General features: G+C 68.2%; 24 protein-coding genes, 1 pseudogene and 1 riboswitch (1 of these 26 only partly in view). Of the genes and pseudogenes, 10 read left to right on the forward strand and 15 right to left on the reverse strand.

Annotation, left to right across the window (positions count from 1 at the left end):
- Positions 1 to 581, forward strand: partial view of a glutamate-1-semialdehyde 2,1-aminomutase gene (gene hemL / locus ALSL_RS10425; protein WP_126538914.1) — the 3' end only. Its footprint begins 703 nt before the window's first position; the window shows 581 of its 1,284 coding nt (coding positions 704-1,284); its start codon lies beyond the left edge, outside the window; its stop codon occupies positions 579 to 581.
- Positions 578 to 1,069 carry a GNAT family N-acetyltransferase gene (locus ALSL_RS10430; protein ID WP_126538916.1) on the forward strand — a complete coding sequence of 164 codons (492 nt, stop codon included), beginning with the start codon at positions 578 to 580 and terminating at the stop codon, positions 1,067 to 1,069. The genes hemL and ALSL_RS10430 overlap by 4 nt, the downstream gene beginning before the upstream one ends.
- On the opposite strand, the gene ALSL_RS10435 is transcribed toward ALSL_RS10430, so the two are convergent.
- The 6 genes from ALSL_RS10435 to ALSL_RS10460 form a co-directional block, all read right to left on the reverse strand.
- Positions 1,029 to 1,607, reverse strand: coding sequence for a hypothetical protein (locus tag ALSL_RS10435; protein ID WP_126538918.1), 579 nt, complete (start codon positions 1,605 to 1,607; stop codon positions 1,029 to 1,031). The two genes, ALSL_RS10430 and ALSL_RS10435, sit on opposite strands and share 41 nt — an antisense overlap.
- A gap of 52 nt (positions 1,608 to 1,659) precedes the next feature.
- A complete protein-coding gene (locus tag ALSL_RS10440) occupies positions 1,660 to 2,082 on the reverse strand; it encodes a VOC family protein (protein ID WP_126538920.1) in 423 nt (140 codons plus the stop codon).
- 10 nt (positions 2,083 to 2,092) lie between these two features.
- Positions 2,093 to 3,343 carry an acetylornithine/succinylornithine family transaminase gene (locus ALSL_RS10445; RefSeq protein ID WP_126538922.1) on the reverse strand — a complete coding sequence of 417 codons (1,251 nt, stop codon included), beginning with the start codon at positions 3,341 to 3,343 and terminating at the stop codon, positions 2,093 to 2,095.
- Positions 3,344 to 3,365: 22 nt separating this feature from the next.
- Complete coding sequence (locus tag ALSL_RS10450; protein WP_126538923.1) at positions 3,366 to 4,181, reverse strand: SDR family oxidoreductase; 816 nt, start codon at positions 4,179 to 4,181, stop codon at positions 3,366 to 3,368.
- 77 nt (positions 4,182 to 4,258) lie between these two features.
- Complete coding sequence (gene mpl, locus ALSL_RS10455) at positions 4,259 to 5,638, reverse strand: UDP-N-acetylmuramate:L-alanyl-gamma-D-glutamyl-meso-diaminopimelate ligase (protein ID WP_126538925.1); 1,380 nt, start codon at positions 5,636 to 5,638, stop codon at positions 4,259 to 4,261.
- A gap of 66 nt (positions 5,639 to 5,704) precedes the next feature.
- Entirely contained in the window at positions 5,705 to 6,283 is a 579-nt protein-coding gene (locus ALSL_RS10460) for an adenylate kinase (RefSeq protein ID WP_126538927.1), read from the reverse strand.
- A gap of 161 nt (positions 6,284 to 6,444) precedes the next feature.
- Between ALSL_RS10460 and ALSL_RS10465 the strand changes: the two genes are divergently transcribed.
- On the forward strand, positions 6,445 to 7,719 hold the full coding sequence (locus ALSL_RS10465) for a 6-phosphofructokinase (RefSeq protein WP_126538929.1): 1,275 nt from the start codon (positions 6,445 to 6,447) through the stop codon (positions 7,717 to 7,719).
- Positions 7,720 to 7,789: 70 nt separating this feature from the next.
- Here the strand turns inward: ALSL_RS10465 and ALSL_RS10470 are convergent, their stop codons facing one another.
- Positions 7,790 to 9,433, reverse strand: a complete 1,644-nt coding sequence (locus tag ALSL_RS10470; protein ID WP_126538931.1) for a methyl-accepting chemotaxis protein — start codon at positions 9,431 to 9,433, stop codon at positions 7,790 to 7,792.
- 264 nt (positions 9,434 to 9,697) lie between these two features.
- Between ALSL_RS10470 and ALSL_RS10475 the strand changes: the two genes are divergently transcribed.
- The 5 genes from ALSL_RS10475 to ALSL_RS10495 all read left to right on the forward strand — a co-directional run bounded on the left by ALSL_RS10475 (position 9,698) and on the right by ALSL_RS10495 (position 16,515).
- Complete coding sequence (locus ALSL_RS10475; RefSeq protein WP_126538933.1) at positions 9,698 to 11,746, forward strand: sodium-translocating pyrophosphatase; 2,049 nt, start codon at positions 9,698 to 9,700, stop codon at positions 11,744 to 11,746.
- A 120-nt stretch (positions 11,747 to 11,866) separates the two neighbouring features.
- Positions 11,867 to 13,984 (forward strand): prolyl oligopeptidase family serine peptidase, encoded by a 2,118-nt coding sequence (locus tag ALSL_RS10480; RefSeq protein WP_425479016.1) that lies wholly within the window; start codon positions 11,867 to 11,869, stop codon positions 13,982 to 13,984.
- A 33-nt stretch (positions 13,985 to 14,017) separates the two neighbouring features.
- Positions 14,018 to 14,827, forward strand: coding sequence for a 2OG-Fe(II) oxygenase (locus ALSL_RS10485; protein ID WP_126538937.1), 810 nt, complete (start codon positions 14,018 to 14,020; stop codon positions 14,825 to 14,827).
- Positions 14,828 to 14,914: 87 nt separating this feature from the next.
- Positions 14,915 to 15,451, forward strand: coding sequence for an inorganic diphosphatase (gene ppa / locus ALSL_RS10490; RefSeq protein ID WP_126538939.1), 537 nt, complete (start codon positions 14,915 to 14,917; stop codon positions 15,449 to 15,451).
- Positions 15,452 to 15,498: 47 nt separating this feature from the next.
- Complete coding sequence (locus ALSL_RS10495) at positions 15,499 to 16,515, forward strand: zinc-binding alcohol dehydrogenase family protein (protein ID WP_126538941.1); 1,017 nt, start codon at positions 15,499 to 15,501, stop codon at positions 16,513 to 16,515.
- A gap of 34 nt (positions 16,516 to 16,549) precedes the next feature.
- Here the strand turns inward: ALSL_RS10495 and ALSL_RS10500 are convergent, their stop codons facing one another.
- The 3 genes from ALSL_RS10500 to ALSL_RS10510 all read right to left on the reverse strand — a co-directional run bounded on the left by ALSL_RS10500 (position 16,550) and on the right by ALSL_RS10510 (position 20,040).
- A complete protein-coding gene (locus ALSL_RS10500; RefSeq protein WP_126538943.1) occupies positions 16,550 to 17,125 on the reverse strand; it encodes a ferritin-like domain-containing protein in 576 nt (191 codons plus the stop codon).
- 120 nt (positions 17,126 to 17,245) lie between these two features.
- A complete protein-coding gene (gene thiC / locus ALSL_RS10505) occupies positions 17,246 to 19,123 on the reverse strand; it encodes a phosphomethylpyrimidine synthase ThiC (protein WP_126538945.1) in 1,878 nt (625 codons plus the stop codon).
- Positions 19,124 to 19,223: 100 nt separating this feature from the next.
- A riboswitch (TPP riboswitch) is annotated at positions 19,224 to 19,322 on the reverse strand.
- A 67-nt stretch (positions 19,323 to 19,389) separates the two neighbouring features.
- On the reverse strand, positions 19,390 to 20,040 hold the full coding sequence (locus ALSL_RS10510; protein ID WP_126538947.1) for a TetR/AcrR family transcriptional regulator: 651 nt from the start codon (positions 20,038 to 20,040) through the stop codon (positions 19,390 to 19,392).
- A gap of 216 nt (positions 20,041 to 20,256) precedes the next feature.
- Here ALSL_RS10510 and ALSL_RS10515 point away from each other — a divergent pair, with 216 nt between their 5' ends.
- Positions 20,257 to 20,916, forward strand: coding sequence for a protein-L-isoaspartate O-methyltransferase family protein (locus ALSL_RS10515; protein ID WP_126538949.1), 660 nt, complete (start codon positions 20,257 to 20,259; stop codon positions 20,914 to 20,916).
- Positions 20,917 to 20,945: 29 nt separating this feature from the next.
- On the forward strand, positions 20,946 to 22,289 hold the full coding sequence (locus ALSL_RS10520) for a TolC family outer membrane protein (RefSeq protein WP_126538951.1): 1,344 nt from the start codon (positions 20,946 to 20,948) through the stop codon (positions 22,287 to 22,289).
- A gap of 21 nt (positions 22,290 to 22,310) precedes the next feature.
- Here the strand turns inward: ALSL_RS10520 and waaA are convergent, their stop codons facing one another.
- The 5 genes and pseudogenes from waaA to ALSL_RS10545 form a co-directional block, all read right to left on the reverse strand.
- The gene (waaA, locus tag ALSL_RS10525) at positions 22,311 to 23,576 is read right to left on the reverse strand and encodes a lipid IV(A) 3-deoxy-D-manno-octulosonic acid transferase (protein ID WP_126538953.1); all 1,266 of its coding nucleotides are present in this window, start codon (positions 23,574 to 23,576) and stop codon (positions 22,311 to 22,313) included.
- 49 nt (positions 23,577 to 23,625) lie between these two features.
- Positions 23,626 to 24,078: a DUF6491 family protein gene (locus ALSL_RS10530; protein ID WP_126538955.1), complete on the reverse strand. Its 453-nt coding sequence runs from the start codon at positions 24,076 to 24,078 to the stop codon at positions 23,626 to 23,628.
- The gene (locus ALSL_RS10535; protein ID WP_126538957.1) at positions 24,075 to 24,794 is read right to left on the reverse strand and encodes a hypothetical protein; all 720 of its coding nucleotides are present in this window, start codon (positions 24,792 to 24,794) and stop codon (positions 24,075 to 24,077) included. Before ALSL_RS10535 ends, ALSL_RS10530 begins: the two co-directional genes overlap by 4 nt.
- Before the next feature lie 70 nt (positions 24,795 to 24,864).
- Positions 24,865 to 25,044: pseudogene (locus ALSL_RS10540) on the reverse strand (LytTR family DNA-binding domain-containing protein); the annotation flags it as partial.
- Positions 25,045 to 25,117: 73 nt separating this feature from the next.
- Positions 25,118 to 25,420 (reverse strand): DUF3247 family protein, encoded by a 303-nt coding sequence (locus tag ALSL_RS10545; protein WP_126538961.1) that lies wholly within the window; start codon positions 25,418 to 25,420, stop codon positions 25,118 to 25,120.
- Positions 25,421 to 25,490 lie beyond the last annotated feature (70 nt).

The raw sequence follows: 25,490 nt of genomic DNA on the forward strand, positions 1-25,490 counted from the left end.
TCGACGAGGTGATGACCGGCTTCCGCGTCGCGCTGGGCGGCGCGCAAGCGCTTTACGGCGTGCAGCCGGATCTCACCACGCTCGGCAAGGTCATCGGTGGCGGCATGCCGGTGGGCGCCTACGGCGGTCGACGCGAACTGATGGAACAGATCGCGCCGGCCGGCCCGATCTATCAGGCCGGCACCTTAAGCGGCAATCCGGTGGCGATGGCGGCGGGGCTGGCGATGCTGGAGCTGGTGCAGGAGCCGGGCTTTTTTGACGCGCTCGCCGCGCGCACGCGCCGCCTCTGCGAGGGGCTGCAGAGACTCGCCGATGCCGCCGGCGTGCCATTCAGCACACATGCGGTGGGCGGCATGTTCGGTCTGTTCTTCGCCCGAGGCCCGGTGCGCAGTTACGCGCAAGCCACCGCTGCCGACATCGTGCTGTTCAACCGCTTCTTCCACGGCATGTTGAAGCGCGGCGTCTTCCTGGCACCGAGCGCCTTCGAGGCCGGATTCCTGTCCAGCGCGCATTCGGACCAGGACGTTGACGATACGCTGCAAGCCGCCCGCGAGGCGTTCGAGGAGGCACGTGCCGGATGAAGACCGAGCTCGTCGAGATTTCCCCCCTCAAGGACGAAGCCGAAGCCGAAACGGCGGGCCGCTGGATCTATCAGGAATGGGCGCGCCTCGAAGCCCCCGCGGTGTGGCAGGAGAACAAGGCCGACATCCTGCGCAGCCTCGATCCTGCGGTGACCATACCCAAGTTTTTCGGCTGTCGCGTCGACGGAGAGCTTGCCGGCATCGCCAGCGTGGTGCCGCACGATCTACCCACCTGCCCGACATGGGGGCCGTGGCTTGCCAATGTGCTGGTGATGCCGCATTGGCGCCGCCGAGGGTTCGGCAGCGCGCTGGTTCGCTACGCCATGGAGTACGCGGACGGCCTGGTGCCGGCCCTGTACCTTTACACCTTCGATCAGGTCGGCCTGTACCTGCGCCTGGGCTGGCAGACCGTGCGCGAGGATGTCTACTTAGGACGCCCCATCACGATCATGCGCCACTCGGCTGCACCGCGCGCTTCGGTGCCTTGAAGACCATGAATCCGCGCTTGCGCACGACACGCTGCTGCAGGAGGCGCTGCTCCGCGAGCCATGCCACGCTTCCTACTGCCTCGTTTACGCCAGCCTGGAGCAGATCGAGCAGCTGACGCGAGTATCGGTAGCCTTCGTTTTCGAAGGCCAAGAACGCGCGCATGGTCGGGCTGCGGTTGAACAGCCCCTGCATGTAGAGCACCCAGACCTTGTAGGTTTCCGCATCCAGCGCGTGCCGATTGAGGATGACGTTCTCCATCAGGTCGCAGACCAGTTCGACGATCGCGAGGACCTTGCTGCGCAGAGGCTCCTCGTCCGGGATGGGTTTGTCGTCGTAAAAATAGGGACGGCACTCGGGATTGGCGATGAAAATCTGCAGAATCGTGCTGCCGACCTCATAGACCTGCCAGCTCGTCTGCGTCTCCAGCGATTCGCGCTCGCCGCGCAGCTGGTTGCGTATCAACAAGAAACCCATCGCGGCCACCGAGGGCGCCGCCCACGTGCCGAGCATGGTCCACTGCTCGATGGTCAGACTCATGTGCAATCCCCCTGTCGTTTTGCAAAAAGTCGCCTGTCTGTAGCGGGGCTCTCTACCAAGTGCCGGTATTGGGCATGGATGCCCAGGGTTCCCTGGCCGGCAGCGGCGCACCGCGCTGCAGGAGCTCGATCGAGATCAGGTCGGGCGAGCGTACGAAAGCCATGTGACCGTCACGCGGCGGCCGGTGGATGGTGTAGCCCATGTCCTTGAGGTGCTGGCATAGCGCGTAGATGTCCTCCACCTCGAAGGCCAGATGACCGAAGTTGCGCGCACTGCCGTAATCTTCCGTGGACCCCCAGTTGTAAGTGAGCTCGAGCTCGGCTTCCGGGCTTTCCGGCGCGCACAGGAACACCAGCGTGTACTTGCCTTCCGGGACATCCTTGCGACGCACCTCGCGCAGGCCAAGACCATCGCAGTAAAAACGCAGTGAAGCGTCCAGGTCGCGCACGCGCACCATGGTATGCAGGTATTTCATGGGTATTCCCTCAGGGTTGGCATGTCGACGCACCGGCGTAATCGGCCAGCGCCGCATGCAGGCGGCGCAAGCCTTCGGCCAGTTCTTGGTCATCGATGACGAGCGGCGGCACGAAACGCAACACGTCCGGGCCGGCCTGCAGCAACAGCAATCCATGCGCGGCGGCGTAGTCGAGCATCTCGCCGGCCCGTCCCTTGTGCGGCTCGCGCAACACCGCGCCGAGCATCAGGCCACGGCCGCGTATGGCTTCGAACAGGCCAAGCTCACGGCCGATGCGCGCAAGGCCCTCGCGCAGGTCGTTCCCCTGCCGCTCGACGTTCATCAGCACCTCGGTGGAACCGAGCTTGCGCAGCGCCACCCTGGCCACCGCGGCGGCCAGCGGATTGCCGCCGAAAGTGGTGCCGTGGTCGCCGTATTGCATGACCCCGGCGACCTTCGGGCCGGCCAGCATGGCGCCGATCGGGAAGCCACAGCCCAAGGCCTTGGCCAGGGTGACGATGTCGGGCCGGATGTGTTCCTGCGCGAAGGCGAACAGCGTGCCCGTGCGCCCCATGCCGCACTGGATCTCGTCCAGCACCAGCAGCGCGTCGTGGGCATCGCACAAGGCGCGCACGCGTTCGAGGAAACCCGGCGCGGCCGGCACCACGCCGCCTTCGCCCTGTATCGGCTCCAGCATCACCGCGGCGATGTCGCCGGCGCCGAAGGCCTGCTCCAGCGCTTCGGCATCGTTGAAGTCGAGGTAGCGGAAGCCTTCCGGCAGCGGCTCGTAGCCCTGCTGGTACTTCGGCTGCGCGGTGGCGGTGACGGTGGCCAGCGTGCGGCCATGAAACGAGCCGCGGAAGGTGACGATCACCCGCCGTTCCGGCGGCCGCCCCTGTCCTGCCGCCCATTTGCGCACCAGCTTGATCGCCGCTTCGTTCGCCTCGGCACCGGAGTTGCACAGGAACACGCGCTCGGCGAAGCCCGAAGCCTGGATCAGCTCCTCGGCCAGGCGCAGCGGCGGCTCGGTATAGAACACGTTGCTGCTGTGCCAGAGCTTGTGCGCCTGCGCGGTCAAGGCTTCCAGCAAGTCCGGATCCTGGTGACCGAGCGCGTTCACCGCGATGCCGGCGCCGAAATCGATGTAGTCGCGCCCCTCGGTGTCCCACACCCTGGAACCCAGACCATGATCGAGCACGAGCTCGCGCGGCTTGTAGACCGGCAACCAGTAGCGCTTGCCGAGGTCGATCAATGAGGACGATGAAGGATGCCGCCAGGGCATGGGCCGTGACTCCGCCAGCACGTCAGTCGAGAAAGAGATCAGGCAACAGGGGATGCCCGGGCGCAACCGCATAGGCCTCGAAATCGGTGACGCCGGTTTCGCGCAGCACGTCCTCGTCGAGAGCGAAATGGCCGCTGTATTCGCGCGCGGGCCGGGTGAGGATGGCATGCGCGGCGTCGGCGACGATCTCCGGCTTGCGGCATTGCCCGGGCTTCACGCCATCGATCATGGCGATCGCCGCGGTGGCGATCACGGTGCGCGGCCACAGGGCGTTCACCGCGATGCCGTGCGGCGCGAACTCGCCGCTCATGCCGAGCACGCACAGGCTCATGCCCATCTTGGCGATGGTGTAGGCGGTGTGCGGCGCAAACCATTTGGGGTCGAGGCTGGGCGGCGGCGCCAGCATCAGCACGTGCGGATTGGCGGCGCGCCTGAGATGCGGCAGACAGGTACGGGTGGCGAGGAAAGTGCCGCGCAGGTTGACCTGGTGCATCAGGTCGAAGCGCTTCATCGGCGTGCCTTCCACGCCGGCCAGCCAGATCGCGCTGGCGTTGTTGACCAGGATGTCGATGCCGCCGAAATGCGCGACGGCCGCATCGACCGCCGCCTGCACCTCGGCCTCGTCACGGATGTCCATCTGCACCGCCAATGCGCGTCCGCCGGCGGCTTCCACCGCCGCCGCCGCGGTGTGGATGGTGCCGGGCAGCTTGGGATTGGGGACGCCGCTCTTGGCCGCGATGACCACGTTGGCACCGTCTCGCGCCGCGCGCAGTGCGATCGCCAGCCCGATGCCGCGCGAGGCGCCGGTGATGAACAGGGTCTTACCCTTGAGGTTCATAGAGTCTTCTCGGGCGAGGGAAGGTGAGTGTAAGAGCGCGGCCGGAAGGCGGAAAGGGCGTTCGCGACACGGACCAGTCAATCCGCGCGGCCGTGGGCGCCCGGCGCCGCCAAGGCCTCGAGCAGGCGTCGCGGCGCATTCTCGAAGCCGCCGTTGGACATGAAGACCACATGGTCGCCCGCACGCACGCGCTCGCGCAGGACGGCGATCATCGCCTCGACGCTCGGCGCCGTGCGGCCACGACCGCCAAGCGCCGCGATCACGCGCTCGGCGTCCCACGCCAGCTCGGGACGATGCAAAAACACCACCTCGTCCGCATCGGCCAGCGCGGGCGCCAGCGCGTCGGCGTGCGCGCCCATGCGCATCGAATTGGACCGCGGCTCCAGCGCGACGACGATGCGCGCATCGCCCACCCGTGCGCGCAGGCCGGCCAGCGTGGTGGCGATGGCGGTCGGATGGTGGGCGAAGTCGTCATACACCTCGACGCCGGCGACCTTGCCGAGCTTTTCCAGGCGACGTCTGGCGCCGGCAAAAAGCGCAAAGGCCGGCAGCAGCGTGCGCGGGTCGACGCCGGCGGCATGCGCCGCGGCCAGCGCGGCCAGGGCGTTCAGCACGTTGTGCCGGCCGATCAGCGGCCAGTGCACTTCGCCTAGGCGCTCGCCTTGCCGATGCACGGCGAAGACGGAACCGTCCGCCGCCAGCAGTTCGCCCTGCCAGTCGCCGCGGCCGATGCCGAAGGTTTCCACCGGCGTCCAGCAGCCCATCGCCAGCACTTCGGCCAGATGCGCATCGTGCGCGTTGACGATCAACCGGCCGTTGCCCGGCACGGTACGCACCAGATGATGGAACTGGCGCTGGATCGCGGCCAGGTCGGGGAAGATGTCGGCGTGGTCGTACTCGAGGTTGTTGAGCACGGCGATGCGCGGACGGTAATGCACGAACTTCGAGCGCTTGTCGAAGAACGCGGTGTCGTACTCGTCGGCCTCGATCACGAACGGCGCCCCGCTGCCGAGCCGCGCCGACACGCCGAAGTTGCCGGGCACGCCGCCGACCAGGAAGCCCGGTGCGCATCCCTCGCTTTCCAAAAGATGCGCGAGCAGGCTGGTGGTGGTGGTCTTGCCGTGGGTGCCGGCCACGGCCAGCACCTCGCGTCCGGCCAGCACCTGCTCGCCCAGCCACTGCGGGCCGGAAACGTAGCGCAGGCGCGCATCGAGCATGTATTCGACCGCCGGATTGCCGCGCGTCATCGCATTGCCGACCACGACCAGGTCAGGCGCGGGCTTGAGGTGTTCGGCCGTATAGCCGTCCATCAGGCGGATGCCGAGCGCTTCGAGCTGCGTGCTCATCGGCGGATAGACGCGGGCGTCGGAGCCCGTCACCTCCAGGGCGAGTTCGCGCGCGAGGGCGGCGACGCCGCCCATGAAGGTGCCGCAGATGCCGAGGATGTGCAGGCGCATGGACTGACGTCGCAGGAGGCGGCGCCGGGGGAGCCGCGAACGGAGGAAAAAGCGGGCTTTACGGCTTCAACCGGCGGAGGAGAGATCCTTGAGCGCGGCGCGGATGCGGGCGGTCACCTCGTCCAGCGCGCCGACGCCATCCACCACTTTGAGCTTGCCGCGCTGCGCGTAGTAGTCGGCCACCGGCGCGGTCTGTTCGGCATAGACCGCCAGTCGCTTGCGCACGGTGTCGGGGTTGTCGTCCGCGCGGCCCTCGGCGGCGAAGCGCTGCTCGCAGCGGCGCAGGATGACCTCGTTGGGCACCTCGAGCTTGACCACCGCATCGAGCGGCTGGCCGATGCGCGCCAGCAGCCGGTCCAAGGCGTCGGCCTGGGCCAGGTTGCGCGGATAGCCGTCGAGGATGAAGCCGTGCCTGGCATCGGGCTGGGCCAGCCGTTCTTCCAGCATGCCGAGCAGGATGTCGTCGGAGACCAGCTGGCCGGCGTCCATCACCGCCTTGGCCTTGCGTCCGAGGGCGGTGCCGGCGGCCACCGCCGCGCGCAGCATGTCGCCGGTGGAAATGTGCGGCACCCCGAGTTCGGCCTTGAGCCGGGCGGCTTGGGTGCCCTTGCCCGAACCGGGCGCACCGAGTAGCACGAGTCGCATAACGCTCCGCGATCCGCCGTTGCGGGCCACGCGTGGCGGGTTGGTGAAAAGGCGGCGGTCAAAGTAACGTCTGCACCCGGCCCCGTCAAACCGCAAGACGACGCACGAGCCGTCCGCGCCGCCGCCCTATCGCCAAGCCCTTACAAACAGGAGTCTTCACGATGCCTCGTTCCGTCCGCTCCCGTCCCGCCGGTCGCCTGCTGTATGCGCAGTCCGGCGGCGTCACCGCCGTGATCAACGCCACCGCCGCCGGCGTGATCGAGACCGCCCGCGCCGCCGGCGTGCCGGTGTATGCCGCGCGCAACGGCATTCTGGGCGTCCTGCGCGAGGAGCTCATCGATACCGGCAAGGAAGCCAAAAGCGCGATTGCCGCGCTGCGTCACACGCCGGGCGGCGCGTTCGGCTCGTGTCGCTACAAGCTCAAGTCACTGGAGGAAAACCGCGCCGAGTACGAGCGTCTGATCGAAGTGCTGCGCGCGCACGACATCCGCTGGTTCCTGTACAACGGCGGCAACGACTCGGCCGACACCGCGCTCAAGATCTCGCAGCTGTCCAAGGCGATGGGTTACGACGTGCGCTGCATCGGCGTGCCCAAGACGGTGGACAACGATCTCGCCGTCACCGACTGCTGCCCGGGTTTCGGCTCGGTCGCCAAGTACACCGCGGTGGCGGTGCGGGAGGCGAGCCTGGACGTGGCCTCGATGGCGGACACCTCGACCAAGGTGTTCATCCTCGAAGTGATGGGCCGCCACGCCGGCTGGATCGCCGCCGCCGCCGGCCTGGCCGGCGAGGGCGCGGACGCGCCGCCGCACGTCATCCTGTTCCCCGAGCGGGTGTTCGACGAAGACGCCTTCCTCGCCAGGGTGCAGGCCACGGTCGACCGCGTGGGCTGGTGCACCGTGGTCGCCTCCGAGGGCATCCGCGATGCGGAAGGCCGTTTCCTGGCCGAGGGCGGCACCCGGGACGCCTTCGGCCACAGCCAGCTGGGCGGCGTCGCCGCGGTGCTGGCGGCGAAGGTCAAGGACCGGCTCAAGCTCAAGGTGCACTGGGCGCTGCCAGACTATTTGCAACGCTCGGCGCGGCATCTGGCTTCCAAGACCGACGTGGCGCACGCCTATGCCGTCGGACGCGCCGCGGTGGACTACGCCCTCGCCGGCATGCATGCGGTGATGCCGGTGATCGTGCGCACCTCAGACAGCCCGTACCGGTGGAAGATCGAGCCGGCGCCGCTGGCCAAAATCGCCAACCGCGAGAAAAAGATGCCCAACGCCTTCATCGGCCGCGACGGTTTTTCCATCACCGCCGCCGCCCGTCGCTATCTCGCCCCGCTGATCCGCGGCGAGGATGCCCCGCCTTACGGCAAGGACGGCCTGCCCGCCTATGTCACGCTCAAGAACGTGGCGGTAAAGCCGAAGCTGCCGCCGTTCGGGCGTTGACGCAGGCACGGGCGGGTTCCGTGCGCGATCGCCGTGGCACCCGCCGCGGCGGCCACCGTCAGCTGCCGGCTCAGGCGCCAGCCCAGGCCAGTGTCTGAACCGGCAACGCCTCGCAATCGCCATCCCGGCCCGGATCGGGTACGGCCGATGCCGGATGGAAGAACGCGATGCGTCGCAACAGCGCATCGGCGCGCGCACGCAACGTCTGCCCCGAGGCGTTGACCTCATCGACCAGGGCCGCGTTCTGCCCGGTCGCCTGATCGATCTGCGCCAGTGCCTGACCGACCTGGCGGATGTCCACCGCCTGCGCGCGGCTGCTTGCGCTGATGTCGGCCACCGCCAGCGAGACCTTGACGACGCTGTCGACGATGTGTGCCAGCATGCGGCCGGACCGGTGCACCTGTTCGGCGCCGCCGTGAATCGATGCGCTGTTTTCCTCGATCAGCCGGTGGGCCTCCCTGGCTGCCACCTCGGATCGCAGGGCGAGCTGACGCACCTCGTCGGCGACCACCGCAAAACCGCGCCCGTGACTGCCGGCATGCGCTGCCTCGACGGTGGCGTTGAGCGCCAGCAGCCGGGTCTGGAAGGCAATGCCGTTGATCTCGGCGACGAGATCGGCCAACTGCTGGCTCGAGGCATCGATCCGGGCCATCGAACTCACCGCTTCGGCCAGGATGCGCTCGCCCTGCCCGGCCTGTTCGCGTGCCTCGCGAGCCAGCGCGTCGGCGCGCTCGGCGCCGTCGGCGACGAACTGCACGGCGCGGGTCAGCTGCGCCATCGCGGCGTTGGTTTCCTCGATGCCCTTGGCCTGCGCGCGCGTACGCAGGCTCAAGGCGGCGTTGTCCGCAGTCAGCCGATCGGCCGCCGCGTGTACGCCCTCGGCACCCTCGCGCACCTCGTCCACCACGGCGCTCAACGCGCCCTCCATGCGTTGCAGCGCCCGGCACAGGGCACCGATCTCGTCGTCGGTATCCACCGCGATCGGCATGCCGAGCTCGCCGGCGGCGATGCGCTGCGCCACGTCGATGGCGCCGCGCAGGCGACGCGTGAGCGAGCGGATCAGCAGCATGTCCAGCACCGCCGTGACGACGAGACCGGCGACGATGAGCGCCAGCAACGCGACGAGCGCCACGCGGGTGGCGGCATGCCCGCTCGCCACGACGCCGTGGCCGGCCACGATCGCCTGTTCGAACAAGTTGGAGAAGTCCGCATGCAGGGGCACGAAAGACGCCTGCAGGTCGGAAGACACTTGCAATTGCGCCATGTCGAAATCGCCGGCATCGAGTAATTGCAGCGCCTGTTGCAGCGAGCTCTCGACCGCCTTGCGATGGGCTTCGGCACCTTGCATCAGCTGCGCCTGCGCGCGTCCCAGGCCGCTGGTCAGCAACGGCTGCCAATGCCGCTCGATGTCCACTCGGCTGGCTTGGATCTGGCTTTTGGCATCGTTGACGGCCGAGGGCAGCCGGGTCATCGCCGCATGGGTGACCGCATTCAGGATTTCGGCGTAGTCGTTCTGGATGCGCCCGACCTCGGCCACCGGACTCAACGCGTCGGCGACCAGGCCACCGATGCGCCGATCGGCACGTTGGAGCGAGGACAGCGCGCCGATACCGATGAGTAGCAGCAAGGTCAGCAGGCCGAACAGGCGCAGAAGCAGCCGCGCCCGCAGCGACAGGGAAACCGGCCACGACGACCGCAAGGTGGAAAGGATCATCACGCGACCTTTGTAGAAAAACCGGGCGCAAGGCTAGTCGGCGATCTTGAAGTTTTTGCGACACCGCATCCCCGTGCGGTGCTTAGCGCCAACCGCGCAAGGTGGCCGGAACGCGATCACATCCATGCGCCGCGGCGTTGCGACGCACAACGCCGCGCGGCAGTGGCTCTGCCTATACTCGGACGGCCGCCACGGGCGACCCTGTCGGGCATCACGGCCCGGCTCGCATCATCACTGTCACTACTCATGCGGGGAGGCTTTGCGATGCTGCAGCAGTCTGGCTGGTGGATCGTGTTGGCGTGTGCCGTCGTGGCGATCTTGTATGGCGCACTGTCGGTGCGCTGGGTGCTGGCCAAATCACCCGGCAATGCACGCATGCAGGCGATCGCCGCGGCGATCCAGGAAGGCGCGCGCGCCTATCTCAACCGCCAGTACACCACCATCGGTGGCGTCGGCGTGGTGCTGTTCGTGCTGATCGGTTTCGCGCTCAACTGGCGCACAGCGATCGGCTTCGCGGTCGGCGCGCTGCTGTCCGGCGCGGCCGGCTACATCGGCATGAATGTCTCGGTGCGCGCCAACGTGCGTACCGCCGAGGCGGCCCGCCACGGACTGGCCGCGGCACTGGCGGTGGCGTTCCGCGGCGGCGCGGTCACCGGCATGCTGGTGGTGGGACTGGCGCTGCTCGGCGTGGCCGCCTACTACGTGGTGCTGAGCCATCTGGGCTATGCCACCATGGATGCGCTGCACGCGCTCGTGGGTCTCGCCTTCGGCTCCTCGCTGATCTCGATCTTCGCGCGCCTGGGCGGCGGCATCTTCACCAAGGGCGCGGACGTCGGCGCGGATCTCGTCGGCAAGGTCGAGGCCGGCATTCCCGAGGACGATCCGCGCAACCCGGCGGTGATCGCGGACAACGTCGGCGACAACGTGGGCGACTGCGCCGGCATGGCCGCCGACCTGTTCGAGACCTACGCGGTCACGCTGATCGCCACCATGCTGCTCGGCGGCGTGATGATGGAACAGACCGGCGTCAACGGCGTGCTGTATCCGTTGCTGCTCGGCGGCGCCTCGATCATCGCCTCGGTGATCGGCACCTTTTTCGTCAAGGCGCGCGGGCCGAAGATCATGAATGCGCTCTACGCCGGCGTCGCCGTCTCGGCAGTGCTCGCCGCGATCGCGTTCTGGCCGATCACCGCGCAACTGATGGGCGCCTCGGCGTTCGGCGTCGGCCGTCTTTACGGCTGCGCGCTGATCGGTCTGGCGCTGACCGGCGCGATGGTGGTGATCACCGAGTACTACACCGCCACCGAGTACGCGCCGGTGCGTCACGTGGCGCAGGCGTCCACGACCGGTCACGCGACCAACATCATCGCCGGCCTCGGCGTGTCGATGAAATCGACCGCACTGCCGGTGCTGGCGGTGTGCGCGGCGATCTGGGGCGCGTTCGCACTGTGCGGTCTGTACGGCATCGCCATCGCGGCGACCGCGATGCTGTCGATGACCGGCATGATCGTGGCGCTGGACGCCTATGGCCCGATCACCGACAACGCCGGCGGCATCGCCGAGATGGCCGAACTGCCGCCGGAAGTGCGCGGCGTGACCGATCCGCTCGACGCGGTCGGCAACACCACCAAGGCGGTGACCAAGGGCTACGCGATCGGCTCGGCGGGCCTGGCGGCGCTGGTGCTGTTCGCCGACTACACGCACAACCTCGGCCAGCATTTCGGCACCGACGCGGTGAGCTTCGATCTGTCCAACCACTACGTGATCATCGGCCTCCTGATCGGCGGCCTGATCCCGTACCTGTTCGGCGCGATGGCGATGGAGGCGGTCGGCCGCGCGGCCGGCGCGGTGGTGCAGGAAGTGCGCCGCCAGTTCCGCGAGATCGCCGGCATCATGGAAGGCACCACCAAGCCGGATTACTCCCGCGCGGTGGACATGCTCACCAAGTCGGCGATCCGCGAGATGCTGGTGCCCTCGCTGCTGCCCGTGCTGGTGCCGGTGATCGTGGTGTTCGGCTTCAAGTGGCTGGGCGGCGCCATGGCCGGCGCGCAGGCGCTGGGCGGCGTGCTGATCGGCACCATCGTCACCGGCCTGTTCGTGGCGATCTCGATGACCACCGGCGGTGGCGCCTGGGACAACGCCAAGAAGTACATCGAGGACGGCCACCACGGCGGCAAGGGCTCGGACGCGCACAAGGCCGCGGTCACCGGCGACACCGTGGGCGATCCGTACAAGGACACCGCCGGCCCCGCGGTGAACCCGCTCATCAAGATCATCAACATCGTCGCGCTGCTGCTGATCCCCTTGCTGTGAGGGAAGACGGGCGCGCCGCAGGATCTTGCGAAAGATCGCGGCGTGCCCGCCCCGCGGCCGGGTCTTACACCGGCGTGGGCAGGTCTTTTTGTGAACCTATGCGAGGCGAACCCGATGACCTTGAAACGCTTGCTCTGGCCGTTGCTGGCGCTTGGCCTCACACTGGGCGGCATGAGCCACGCATCCGACCGGTCCGCGTCCGCGGACGACGAGCACGATCCCTTTCTTTGGCTGGAAGACATCCACGGTGACCGCGCGCTGGACTGGGTGAAGGCGCAGAACGCGCGCACCGAGCAGCAGTTTGCCGCTTCGCCCTCCTTCGAGCACACCCGCGAGCGCATCCTCGAAGTGCTCGATTCGGATGCGCGCATTCCCTACGTCACCCGCAAGGGCGACTACCTCTACAACTTCTGGCAGGACCAGGCGCACCCACGCGGGCTGTGGCGGCGTACCACGCTGGCCGAATACCGCAAGGCCGCGCCGAGGTGGGAAGTGCTGCTCGACGTCGATGCCTTGAACGCGGCCGAGGGCAAGCGCTGGGTCTTCAAGAGCGTCGAATGCCTGAAGCCGGCCTACACGCGCTGCCTGATCTCGCTCTCGCCCGACGGCGGCGACGCGGTGGCGGTGCGCGAGTTCGATATCTTGAGCAAATCCTTCGTCGAAGGCGGTTTCGCGTTGCCGGTGGCCAAGAGCGAGGTGGCCTGGATCGACGAAAACCGCATCTACGTCGGCACCGATTTCGGTCCCGGCTCGATGACCCGCTCGAGCTACCCGCGCATCGTCAAGGAATGGCGCCGCGGCACGCCGCTCGAGGCGGCGACGCTGGTGTACGAAGGTCGCCCCGAGGATCTCGCCGTCAGTGCCTTCCACGATCGCACGCCGGGTTTCGAGCGCGATTTCGTCCTCGTCGCCACCGATTTCTTTCACGCCCGGCATTACCTGCGCCGGCCGGACGGGCTGGTGCAGCTGGCCGTGCCCGACGACGCCGCCGCGGTGGACGCGCATCGCGAATGGCTGCTGGTGGAAACGCGCACGCCGTGGACGGTCGGCGGTCACAGCTATCCCGGTGGCGCGCTGCTGGCGATCCGCTTTGAGGATTTCCTCGCCGGCAAGCGCGATTTCGCCGTGCTGTTCCAGCCCGACGCACACACCGCGCTGGCCTCGTTCGACTGGACACGCCATCACCTGATCCTCGACGTGCTGGACGACGTCAAGAGCCGACTGGAAGTGCTCACGCCGCCATCGGCCGGCAACGACTGGCAACGCGCGCCACTGGCCGGCGCACCGGCGATGAGCACGGTGCATGTGGTGGACACCGATCCGGATACGATCGACGAATACTGGCTCACCGTTACCGGCTTCCTGACGCCGCCGTCACTGCAGCGCGGCGTGCTCGGCGAAGGCGAGGCCGAGACGATCAAGCAGAGCCCGGCCTTCTTCGATGCCGCCAAGTTCCAGGTGAGCCAGCACTTCGTCGCCTCGAAGGATGGCACCCGCGTGCCCTACTTCGAGATCGCGCCGAAGGACCTGAAACCCGACGGCGCCCACCGCACGTTACTGTACGGCTACGGCGGCTTCGAGGTCGCGCTGCTGCCCTCCTACAGCGGCAGCATCGGCCGCGCCTGGCTGGAGCGTGGCGGCGTGTATGTGGTCGCCAACATCCGCGGCGGCGGCGAATACGGCCCGCGCTGGCACGAGGCCGCGCTGAAGGCCAACCGGCTGCGCGCCTACGAGGACTTCGCCGCGGTGGCGCAGGACCTCGTCCGCCGCGGCATCACCTCGCCGAAACACCTGGGCGCCGAGGGCGGCAGCAACGGCGGACTGCTGATGGGCAACATGCTGACGCTGTATCCGCAGCTGTTCGGCGCGATCGCCAGCGAGGTGCCGCTGCTGGACATGCGCCGCTACACGCGGCTTTCTGCCGGCGCCTCGTGGATCGCCGAATACGGCGATCCGGACGATCCGGCGCAATGGGCCTTCATCCGGCGTTTTTCGCCGTATCACCATCTCAAGCCCGGCATGCCTTATCCGCCGGTGCTGTTCTACACCGCCACCAGCGATGACCGCGTCGGTCCGGTGCAGGCGCGCAAGATGGCGGCGAAGATGCAGGCCATGGGGTACCAGGACGTATGGTTCTACGAGAACCTGGAAGGCGGCCACGGCGCCGGCGCCGACAACCGGCAGTCGGCGCACATGCACGCCCTGGTCTACGAATTTCTGTGGGACCGCCTGCAGTGAGCGCGTGTCCCGGCTGCACGCAGCGGTAAGGCGATGGCTGGCGTCAGCCCGGAACTGCGCGCCTGGATCCTCGCCACCGCAGGCGCGGGGCACGATGCGACGCAGCTGTTGCGGCTGATGCAGGAGGCCGGTTACACGCTCCCGCAAAGCCGGGCTGCGCTGGCCGAGGTGCTGCCCGCGGCGATGGCCGCGGCGAGTTCGGACGGAGCGCGGCCGCAGCATCCGCACCCGCCGCTGGCCGATGCCGGCGATCGCCGCGTGCGCATCGCCGCCAGCGTGGAAGCGCCGCCCTTGCGGCTCATCCAGGACCTGCTCGATGCCGACGAATGTGCCGCGCTCATTGCCCAGGCGCGGCCACGGCTCGCCCGCGTGCGCACCGTGGCCGAGGACGGCCGGCAGCAGATCGACGCGCGGCGCACCAGCGCGGGCATGTTCTTCGCCCTCGGCGAGACGCCCCTGGTCGCGCGCATCGAGCAGCGCATCGCCGCCCTGACCGGCCTGCCCACCACGCATGGCGAGGGCCTGCAGGTGCTCCATTACCAACCGGGCCAGCAGTACGAGCCGCATTACGACTGGTTCGATCCGGCGCAGCCGGGTTTCGCCGCGGTCAGCGCACGCGGCGGCCAGCGCGTGGCCACGGTGGTGATCTACCTCAACACGCCCGAGGAAGGCGGCGGCACCGCGTTTCCTGGCCTGGGCCTCACCTTCACTGCGCTCGCCGGTTCGGCCGTCTATTTCGCCTACGCGGCGGGCGATGCGCTGTCGCTGCATGCCGGCCTGCCGGTGCTCCGCGGCGAGAAATGGATCGCCACCAAGTGGCTGCGCGAGCGCCCCTTCGGCTGAACCGCCGACCGGCCCTGGAAGGCCGCGCCGCCGTGCTTTGCCTTATGCTGTCGCCCCCTTTCAAAGGCTTCCCCCAAAGGAGATTCCATGGGCCTGGATCAGGTGCAGGCCGGCCGCCACGTGCCGGATGAAATCAACGTCGTCATCGAGATCCCCAAGGATGCCGAGCCAGTCAAATACGAGGTCGACAAGGAAACCGGCGCGATCTTCGTCGATCGCATCCTGTCCACGCCGATGCGCTATCCGTGCAACTACGGCTACGTGCCGGGCACGCTGGGCGGCGATGGCGATCCCCTGGACGCGCTGGTGATCCTGCCGCTGCCGCTGGTGCCAGGCTCGGTGATCCGCTGCCATCCGGTGGGCATGCTGAAGATGACCGACGAGGCCGGCGCCGACGAGAAACTCGTGGTGGTGCCCACGGCCAAGGTGTTCGCAGGCTATGCGCACATCACCGACATCACGGGCGTCACCCCGCACTGGCTCGAGCGCATCGGCCACTTCTTCGAGCACTACAAGGATCTGGAAAAAGGCAAGTGGGTGAAGGTGGACGGCTGGGTCGGCGCCGACGCGGCCAAGGCCGAGATCCTGGCCGGGGTCAAGCGTTACGCCGCCGAACGGCGTTGATGGCCGCAGACGCCCGTCTGCGGCTCGCCCGTCGCGAGGAAAAAACCATGAAAGCCGTCGCCCTGACCCGTTATCTGCCGATCGACGATCCCTCCGCGCTGATCGACGTCGAGCTGCCTGCACCGGTCATCGGTGCGTGGGATCTGCTGGTGCGCGTCGAGGCGGTCTCGGTCAATCCGGTCGACACCAAGTTGCGTGCGCCAAAGCCCGGTGTCGAGCCGGCGCCGCGCGTGCTCGGCTTCGATGCCGCCGGCACGGTACAGGCCGTCGGCGCGGCGGTGACCGGCTTCGCCCCCGGCGATGCCGTCTATTACTCGGGCGACGTGACCCGTCCGGGCAGCAATGCCGAGCTGCAGGCCGTGGACGCGCGCCTGGTCGCGCATGCCCCGCGCACGCTCGGCGCGGGGCAGGCGGCGGCCTGGCCGCTGGTCACGCTGACGGCGTGGGAGCTCCTCTTCCAGCGTATGCCGTATGACAGCGAGCGCGGCGGCCAGGGCCGGTGCCTGCTCGTCATCGGCGGCGCCGGCGGGGTGGGCTCGGTCGCCATCCAGCTCGCGCGCCGCGCCGGCTTCACCGTGATCGCCACCGCCTCACGCGCCGAAACGGTCGACTGGTGCCGCGCGATGGGCGCCCATCAGGTGATCGATCATCGCGAGCCGCTCGCGCCGCAGCTTGCCGCCCTCGGCCATGCGCACGTCGATGCGGCGATCAACCTCGCCGACACCGACGCCTACTGGACGCCGCTCGGCGAGATCCTCGCCCCGCAGGGCCATCTCGGGTTGATCGTGGAACCCAAGGACGCCCTGCGCATCGGCGATCCCTACAAGGCCAAATGCATCGGCATCCATTGGGAGTTCATGTTCGCCCGGCCGCGCTTCCGCACCCCGGACATGGCCGAGCAGGGCCGCATCCTGGCGCGGGTGGCGGCGCTGATCGATGCCGGCGAACTCAAGGACATCCACCGCGAGACGCTGTCGCCGATCAACGCGGCCAACCTGCGCGAGGCGCACCGCCGGCTGGAATCGGGCCGCACCATCGGCAAGCTGACCCTGGCCGGCTGGTAAGGCCCCGCCTGGAGGCGGAGCCCTGGCCGATGCTTCAGCCCCGGCCGGGTTTGGCCGGCTCGCCCTTCTTGCCGAGTTCCTCGAGCAGGGTGGAAAGATCCTCGGCGTGTTCCTCCTCGGCGGCCAGGATTTCCTCCATCATCCGCCGCGTGGTCGGATCGTCGTTGCCGAGATAGCGCACGATGTCGCGGTAGCTGTCGATGGCGATGCGCTCGGCGACCAGGTCTTCCTTGATCATGTCGACCAGATCATCGCCCTCGACGTAGTCGGCATGACTGCGCGTGAGCAGGCCCGCCGGATTGAAATCCGGCTTGCCCTCGAGCTGGGTGATGCGTTGGGCGAGACGATCGGCGTGCTGCTGTTCCTCGTTGGCATGTTCGAGGAACTCGGCCGCCACGCTCTTGGCATGGATGCCCTTGGCCATGAAATAGTGGAACTTGTAGCGCAGCACGCACACCAGCTCGGTGGCCAGCGCCTCGTTGAGCAGCTTGATCACCGTCTCGCGGTCGGCCGTGTAGCCTTCCGTGATCGCCCCCTGGTCGATGTGCTCGCGAGCGCGCTTGCGGATGGTCTGGATATCGGTGAGGAAGGGCTTGCTGTTGGCCGCCATGAGGGTCTCCTCGCAGGAACGGTGAAAAGGCGCCGCCCCATCGGCGGCGATCGGGCCCATCCTAGGCACGCCCCGCGAAGCGCGGGTGAAGCGCTGCGCGGGGCGCCGTTCATGGCGCCGTCACGCCTTGCGATAGACCTCGGCGCCCTGCGCGCGGAACTCGGCGGCCTTCTCCGCCATGCCCGCCTCCACCGCATCCGCGCCGGCCGCGGCCTGCGCGGCGGCGTAGTCGCGCACGTCCTGGGTGATGCTCATCGAACAGAACTTAGGTCCGCACATCGAGCAGAAATGCGCGCTCTTGTGCGCCTCTTTTGGCAGCGTCTCGTCGTGGAACTCCTGCGCCTTTTCCGGATCGAGGCCGAGGTTGAACTGATCCTGCCAACGGAACTCGAAACGCGCCTTGGAAAGCGCGTTGTCGCGCAGCTGCGCGGCCGGATGGCCCTTGGCGAGATCGGCCGCATGCGCGGCGATCTTGTAGGCGATGATGCCGTCGCGCACGTCCTGCTTGTTCGGCAACCCCAGGTGTTCCTTCGGCGTCACATAGCAGAGCATGGCAGTGCCGAACCAGCCGATCATCGCCGCGCCGATCGCAGAGGTGATGTGGTCGTAGCCGGGCGCGATGTCGGTGGTGAGCGGCCCCAGCGTGTAGAACGGCGCCTCGTGGCACTTTTCCAGCTGCCGGTCCATGTTCTCCTTGATGAGCTGCATGGGCACGTGGCCGGGGCCCTCGATCATCACCTGCACGTCGTGCTTCCACGCGACCTGCGTGAGTTCGCCGAGCGTGTCGAGTTCGGCGAACTGCGCCGCGTCGTTGGCGTCGGCGATCGAGCCCGGGCGCAGGCCGTCGCCGAGCGAGAAGGCGACGTCGTAGGCCTTCATGATTTCGCAGATGTCCTCGAAGTGCGTGTAGAGGAAATTTTCCTTGTGGTGCGCCAGACACCACTTGGCGAGGATCGATCCGCCGCGGCTGACGATGCCGGTGACGCGCCCGGCGGTGAGCGGAATGAAGCGCAGCAGCACGCCGGCGTGGATGGTGAAGTAGTCCACGCCCTGCTCGGCCTGCTCGATCAGGGTGTCGCGGAAGATCTCCCAGGTCAGTTCCTCGGCGACGCCGCCGACCTTCTCCAGCGCCTGGTAGATCGGCACCGTGCCGATCGGCACCGGCGCATTGCGGATGATCCACTCGCGCGTCTCGTGGATGTGCTTGCCGGTGGACAGGTCCATCACCGTGTCGGCGCCCCAGCGGATCGCCCACACCAGCTTCTCCACCTCCTCGGCGATGCCCGAGCTCACCGCGCTGTTGCCGATGTTGGCGTTGATCTTGGTGAGGAAGTTGCGGCCGATGATCATCGGCTCGCTTTCCGGATGGTTGATGTTGGCCGGCAGGATGGCGCGCCCGCGTGCGATCTCGTCGCGCACGAACTCCGGCGTGATGCGCTCGGGCATGGCGGCGCCGAAGGCATGGCCCGGATGGCGGCGCAGCAGGCCGGCCTCGCGCACCGCGTCGATGCGCTGGTTCTCGCGGATGGCGACGAACTCCATCTCCGGGGTGACGATGCCGCGCCGCGCGTAATGCATCTGCGTGACGTTGACGCCGGCCCTGGCACGGCGCGGCGGACGCAACGCGGCGAAACGGATGGCGTCGAGCCTGGCGTCGGCGGCGCGCGCGCGACCGAAGGCGGAAGTCGGCCCGGCCAGGGTCTGGCTGTCGCCGCGATCTTCGATCCAGCGCAGCCGCAACGGCGGCAGGCCGGCGGCCAGATCCACGCGATAGGCCGGATCGGTGTAGGGACCGGAAGTATCGTAGACCGCGAGCGGCGGGTTGTCCTCGCCGCCGAACAGGGTCGGCGTGGCGGCCTGCATGATCTCGCGCATCGGCACGCGCAGGTCGGCGCGGCTGCCCTGCACATGGACCTTGCGCGAGCCGGGGATGGGCTGGGTCACCGCCGCGGAAAGCGCCTGCGCGGCGCGGGCAAGATCGGTGGGAAGTGCGTTCATGGGCTTTATGGCTCCGTGCTTGGATGGCCCGCGCCAAGGCGCGGCTGGCGAGACATTCGCCGGCGCGAAGCGGAAAACCCGAAGGGGAAACACGAGGGGCCCTCGCCGTCTCGAAGCCTCCCTACGCCGGCACGACCCGGGTCAGGTTCCAAGGGACTCTCTCAGCCGGCCATGACCGCCGGCACCCCCGCTTCAGCACTGGCGGCTATTCAAGCACGAAGGCCGGCGCGGCGGCGAATGCGCCGCAGCACCGGTCGCCCAGGCGTTCAGCGCGGCCGATAGGCGCGCAGGAAGGTGTCGACGCCGGCGCGCGCGGTGGCCTCGATCTCGCGCGCGTAGTCCTCGTTGCATTCGACGCAGCCGAACATCCGGCGCAGCACCAGGTTGCCCTTGATCAGCGCGAAGAACTGCTCGGCCGCGCGCGGAATGTCGGCGATGTCGAGTTGCCCCGCCTCGACCGCCTGGCCGAGCAGGCGCTCCATCAACGCCTGGGTGCGGACGGTGCCTTCTTCCCAGATCAGCTTGCCGTAGCGCGGCAGGCCCTGGCGGCAGTCGCTCAAGATGGCGCGGAAGGTGCCCACGGTCTGCTGGTCACAATCCAGCCGCGCGTGGATCAGCGCGATGCGCAGCAGGATGTCACGGATGTCCGCACCCGGCTCGTAGGCATAGGTCTCTTCCGGCAGCAGGTCCTGGATGTGCGCGCGGATCACTTCGCGGAACAGGTTGTCCTTGTCGCCGAAGTGGCTGTAGACGGTCAGCTTGGAAACGCCGGCCTCGGCGGCGATCGCATCCATGCTGGTGCCGGCGAAGGCGTTGCGCACGAACAGCGCCTTGGCGGCCTCCAGGATGGCCGCGCGTTTTTCCATGTCCTTGGGCCTGCCCGGTCCCGGCTGGCGGGTATGCGGTTCGGCACTCATCGGCAAGGTCATCTTCGGATGCACTCGATCATTTTTACTATACGATAAAGTACACTTATTTGATGCCCACGCGCATGGCGATGGCTGAACGCGGCGCGCCGGGGGCCGCGGTGACTTCCGGCACTTCGGTGCAGGCACCCTCCACGGCAGTGTGCCAATTGTCGCGCCGGGCGCCAAACGCTTATGCTTTTTTATCCTTTTGACGGACCTGCGCTGATGGCGATGAACTTCGAACAAGCACGGCAGAACATGGTGGAAAACCAGGTGCGGCCGTGGGAGGTCTTCGACGCCCGCGTGCTCGACGTGCTCAAGCGCGTGCATCGCGAGGATTTCGTACCGCCTGCGCTGCGCAATCTCGCTTTCGCCGACGTCTGCCTGCCGCTCGGCCACGGCGAGGTGATGATGAAGCCGGTGCTGGAAGGCCGCATCCTGCAGGCGCTCAGCCTGACGCCAGACGATCGCGTGCTCGAGGTCGGCACCGGCTCGGGCTTCCTCACCGCGTGCCTGGCCCACCTCGCCGGACACGTGACCAGTATCGACCTGCATGCCGATTTCATCGACGCGGCCGCCGCACGGCTGGCCGCGGCCGGGGTGCGCAACGTCGAGCTGGTGCTCGGCGAGGCCGTGCGGGAATGGCAGCCGAACGGGCATTTCGACGCGATCGTGCTCACCGGCGCGGTCTACCGCATCCCGCCGCGTTATCTGGAATGGCTCGCTCCCGGCGACCGCCTGCTCGCCATCTGCGGCGAATCGCCGGTGCAGCAGGTGGTACTGCTGACCCAGGGCGACGACCGCCTGCTGCGCGAGACCAGCCTGCTGGAAACCGACCTGCCCTATCTGCGCCACGCTGAACCGCCGCGCCGGTTCGAGCTGTGACCGCCCAACTTCTTCGACGAGGCAAACCCATGCGCTTGAAGCTTCTGTCCTTGGCCCTGGCCCTGACGGTGACGTCGCTGCCCGGCCACGGCGAGGATCTCCTGGATGCCTACCGGCAGGCCCGGGCGAACGACCCGGTGCTTTCACAAGCCGAGGCCACCCGGCTCGCCACCGGCGAGAACGTCATACAGGCACGCGCCCTGCTGCTGCCGCAGGTCAACGGCAGCCTGTCGCTGAGCCAGGCCAGCGGCGCGAGCGCCAGCACGGTCTATGGCGCCAATGGCGCACCGCTCAACGGCGGCCACGAGCGCACGCGTACCGAATCGGTGACACTGGACCAGACCATCCTCGATCTCAGCAAGATCGCCGACCTGCACGCCGCGCGTTCGCAGTCGCAATCGCAGGATTCGCAATACGAGGCCGCGCTGCAGGCTTTGTTCGTGCGCGTGACCGCCGCCTATTTCAACGTGCTGACCAGCGAGGACACGCTGGCCTTCGCCAAGGCCAACGAGGAAGCACTGCGCCGCGCCTACGACCAGGCCGAACAGCGCTTCAAGGTCGGCCTGGCCGCGATCACCGACGAATACCAGGCCAAGTCCGCCTACGAGCTGGCCCGCGCGCAGACCGTCGCCGCCCAGAACGCGCTGGACGATGCGCGCGAGGCGCTGACCCAGATCACCGGCCGGCCGCTCGGCCCGCTCAAGAAGCTGCGCGACAACCTGCCGCTGCTGCCGCCCAATCCGCAGGATCCGGACGCCTGGGTGCAGGAAGCGCTGCGCAACAATCCCAGCATCGCCGCGCAGCAGTACAACGTCCAGGCCGCCGAGCACACCATCAATGCCGCGCGCTCGGGCCACCTGCCCACCATCAACGCCTCGGTCAGTCGCGGCAAGTCGGCCAGCTGGCTGGAGAACATCGGCGGCGCCTTCGCCGACCGCAACGGCCGCTATGGCACCACCGTGGGGGTCACCCTGACCGTGCCGATCTTCGCCGGCGGCGCCACCCAGTCGCGCGTGCGCCAGTCGATCTACAACCGCGACGCCGCCCAGGATGCCCTGGAAAGCCAGCGCCGCCAGACCGCCCGCGATGCGCTGAACTATTACCGTTCGGTGCTGGCCGGCATCCGGCAGGTGGAGGCCAACCGCGCCTCGGTCGAGGCCAGCCAGAAATCGCTCGAGGCCACCCGTGCCGGTTTCGACGTCGGCACCCAGACCATGCTCGACGTGCTGAACGCCATCCAGACCCTGACTCAGGCGCAGAGCAGCTATTCGCAGTCGCGCCATCAATTCATCCTGGACCAGCTGCAGCTCAAGCAGGCGGCCGGCACCATCGACGTCAAGGACGTCGAGGCCGTCAACGCGCTGCTGCAGTAGCTCCCGCCCGACGCGTCACCGTCATTCCTGCAGCAGCGCGTCGATCAGCGTCATCACCCGGCGGACGGCGCCGCGTTCCCTGGCGAACACGGCCTCGGCGCGGCTGCCCATGCGCTCGCGTCGCGGCGGGTCGAGCAGCAGGCCGAGCACGCATTCACCGAGCGCCTCGGCCCGTTCCACCCGCGTCGCGGCGCCGGCACCGAGCAGGGTGTCGGTGATCTCCTCGAAATTGAAGGTATGCGGCCCGACCAGCACGGGGCGCGCCAGCACCGCGGGCTCGAGCACGTTGTGGCCGCCGATCGGCACCAGACTGCCGCCGACGAAGGCCACATCGGCGGCGGCGTAGAACGGCATCAGCTCGCCCATCGAATCGATCACGAAGACCTGCTGGCCGGCGCCCGGCACGCGCTCGACACTGCGCGTGGCCACGCTGAAGCCCAGGCTGCGCGCCGCGTGTTCGACCGGCCGGAAGCGCACCGGATGGCGCGGCGCGATCAAGAGCAAGGCATCGGGCAGCCGCTTCAGCACCTCCAGATGCGCCTTGAGCACCGGCAACTCCTCACCCTCGTGGGTGCTCGCGGCGATCCATACCGGCCGCAGATGGCCCCATTGGCGGCGCAGCTGCGCGCCTTGCTGCAAGGCATCCACCGGCACGGGAATGTCGAATTTCAGGTTGCCGCACACGGCGATGCGCTCGGGGTCCGCGCCGAGCAGCCGGTAACGGGCGGCGTCGGCCTGCGACTGCGCCGCGATCTGGCTCACGCAACGCAGGGCCGAGCGCACCATGCCGCGCATCAGCGCATAGCCGCGCATGGAGCGCTCGGACAGGCGCGCATTGACGATCATCAACGGGATGCCGCGGCGGTGGCAGGCGTGATAGAGGTTCGGCCAGATCTCGGTCTCCACGATTACCGCCAGCCGCGGCCGCGCGCGGGCGAGGAAACGCGCCACCGCTACCGGCAGGTCATAGGGCAGATAGACATGGAAGACCGTGTCGCCGAACAACTGGCGCACACGCTCCGAGCCGGTCGGGGTCACCGTGGTGATGAGCAGCGGCGCCTGCGGATAGGCCTCGCGCAGGGCCTTGAGCAACGGCTCGGCGGCATTGACCTCGCCGACCGACACCGCATGGATCCACAGGCTGCCGGTGACCGGCAGGGGGCGGAAGAAGCCGAACCGTTCGCGCCAGCGTCGGTGGTAGCCGCGATAGCGCATGCCGCGCGCGAGCAGGCGCAGCACGATGAAAGGCATGGCCAGGCACAGCGCCAGCGTGTAGAGGAGACGCAACGGAAACTCTCGGCGAAAAAGCGCGCGCCAGTATAGCCAGCGGCCGCCGCTAGCTTTCGGGGGAAGCCATGCTGGCCTGCGGTCGCGGCTGTGCCGCCGGCAGGCGCCGCGGATCGAGCGGCCGGATGCGGGTGATGATGCAGGGGAAATCCCGCCGGCCGGTGATCACGCGGTCGTAGCCGACGGTCACCTGATCGAGCTGCGAAGTGATCGCGATCGCCGACGCGAAGGGCAGCGCAGTGCATCCGGGCACGTCGAGCAGCCACGCCTGGCCGGGCTTGGTGTAGACGAGCAGATGGTCGCGGTCGATCGCCTCCCACGACCAGAGCGGGTGATCCAGCCGGAACTGCTTGACCGGTGCGCCCGCGGCCGCCTCGAGGTCGGCCAGACGCGGCGTCGGGCGGGTCTCTCGCTGCTGACAGGCGGCGAGCAGGCAGGCGCCGCCAAGGATCAGGCCCAGCCGGGCCAGAGCCGGTCGCCGTCGCCGGTCCGCCGCGCTCATGAGCCCTTGCCCTTGGGTAGCGGCTGCCACTTGGCCGGATCGAAACCGCCGACCTCGAACAGCAGTGTCTCCTTCTTCTCGCCATCGACCAGGGTGACGTCCATGCGGATCTTCTTGGCCTTGGCGAGCAGGGCGAGGAAGGCCTTGTCGTCGCGGATCATCAGCGCCGGCTCGCCGGTCGGCGGCGCGAACGCCTTGATGCCGATGCGCTTGCCATCGACCTCGCTCGGGATCGTGCACGTGCCGCGACAGACGAAGCCGTGGCCGCTGCCGTAAAGGAAGACGCTCTGCCCCCAGGCCGTATGCCGGCGCAGCACCAGGCGCACGCGGTTCTCGCCGGACGGCTGGCTGGAATAGATCGTCGCGGTGGACTGCGTGCCGCCGGCCATCGGCGCGACCTGGTAGGTCCACAGCGCCGCCAGCCGCGCCTTCTCGCTGTTCTCCTTCCAGCGCCGCTCGACCTCGGGCAGGGTCTTTTGCACTTCCTTCGCCGGCGCGCTGCCGGGATAGCGATCGAGGATGTCGTGGCCCATGGTCACCGCCATCTCGTCGTTGCCGATGCGCAGCAACTGGCGGTAGGTGTCGAGCTTGCCGGCGGCCTCGGCTTCCTTGGCCTGCGCGGCATCCTGCGGCGGCGCAGCCTGATCGCCCGACGACGAACAGCCGGCCAGCAGGCCGAGCCCCAGCAGCACACCCAACATGCGGACGGATTTCATCGATGGTCACCCAGGCGACGAGGGCGCCTAGCTTGAAACGGGCCACGCCCGGCACGCAACCGTTGACCGCTCATCCGCGAACGTCCGCGGCCGCCGGCTCGCCCGAACGCTCGCGCAACTGCGCGCGATAGCGGCGGCTGCATGGCAGCAAAGTGCCGTCACGCAACTTCAGACGCGCGTCGCCCGACTCCAGCGGTTCGATCTCGGTCAGACCATCCAGATTGACGATGCAGCCGCGATGCACGCGCACTGGCTGCGTCCGCTGTTGCACGATTCCGACACGCGACCTTCGACGACACGGGCCTGATCGCGGCGGCGCTCACTCAGCTTTCGCCACCGAGCGTGGAATCCAGATGTTCGATGCGCGCGATGTCGTCCAGCCAGACGAACCGGCTCCAGCCGCCGATGCCGCGATGGTCCAGCCGGACGATGGCGTTGAAGCCTTCGCGGTCGTCGGAGTCGCGGAAGAGCTGCACATTGGGACGTTCGCAGATGAAGCCGTCGCAGTTGCCGCCTTCCTTGAGCCACAAGCGGACATGCCCGTTAGTCGGCAGTTCGCGCACCATGGCTTCCAGGCGCGCGATGCTGGCCTGATCAGTGTAGACGTGTGTCGCCAGCCTGGCCATGACGAGCCTCCCGTTTCAAGAAAACCACTGCGACCATAGCGCATGCCACCGGCAAGAACGGGTCAAGCCG

Source organism: Aerosticca soli (genome assembly GCF_003967035.1).
Lineage (GTDB): Bacteria > Pseudomonadota > Gammaproteobacteria > Xanthomonadales > Rhodanobacteraceae > Aerosticca > Aerosticca soli.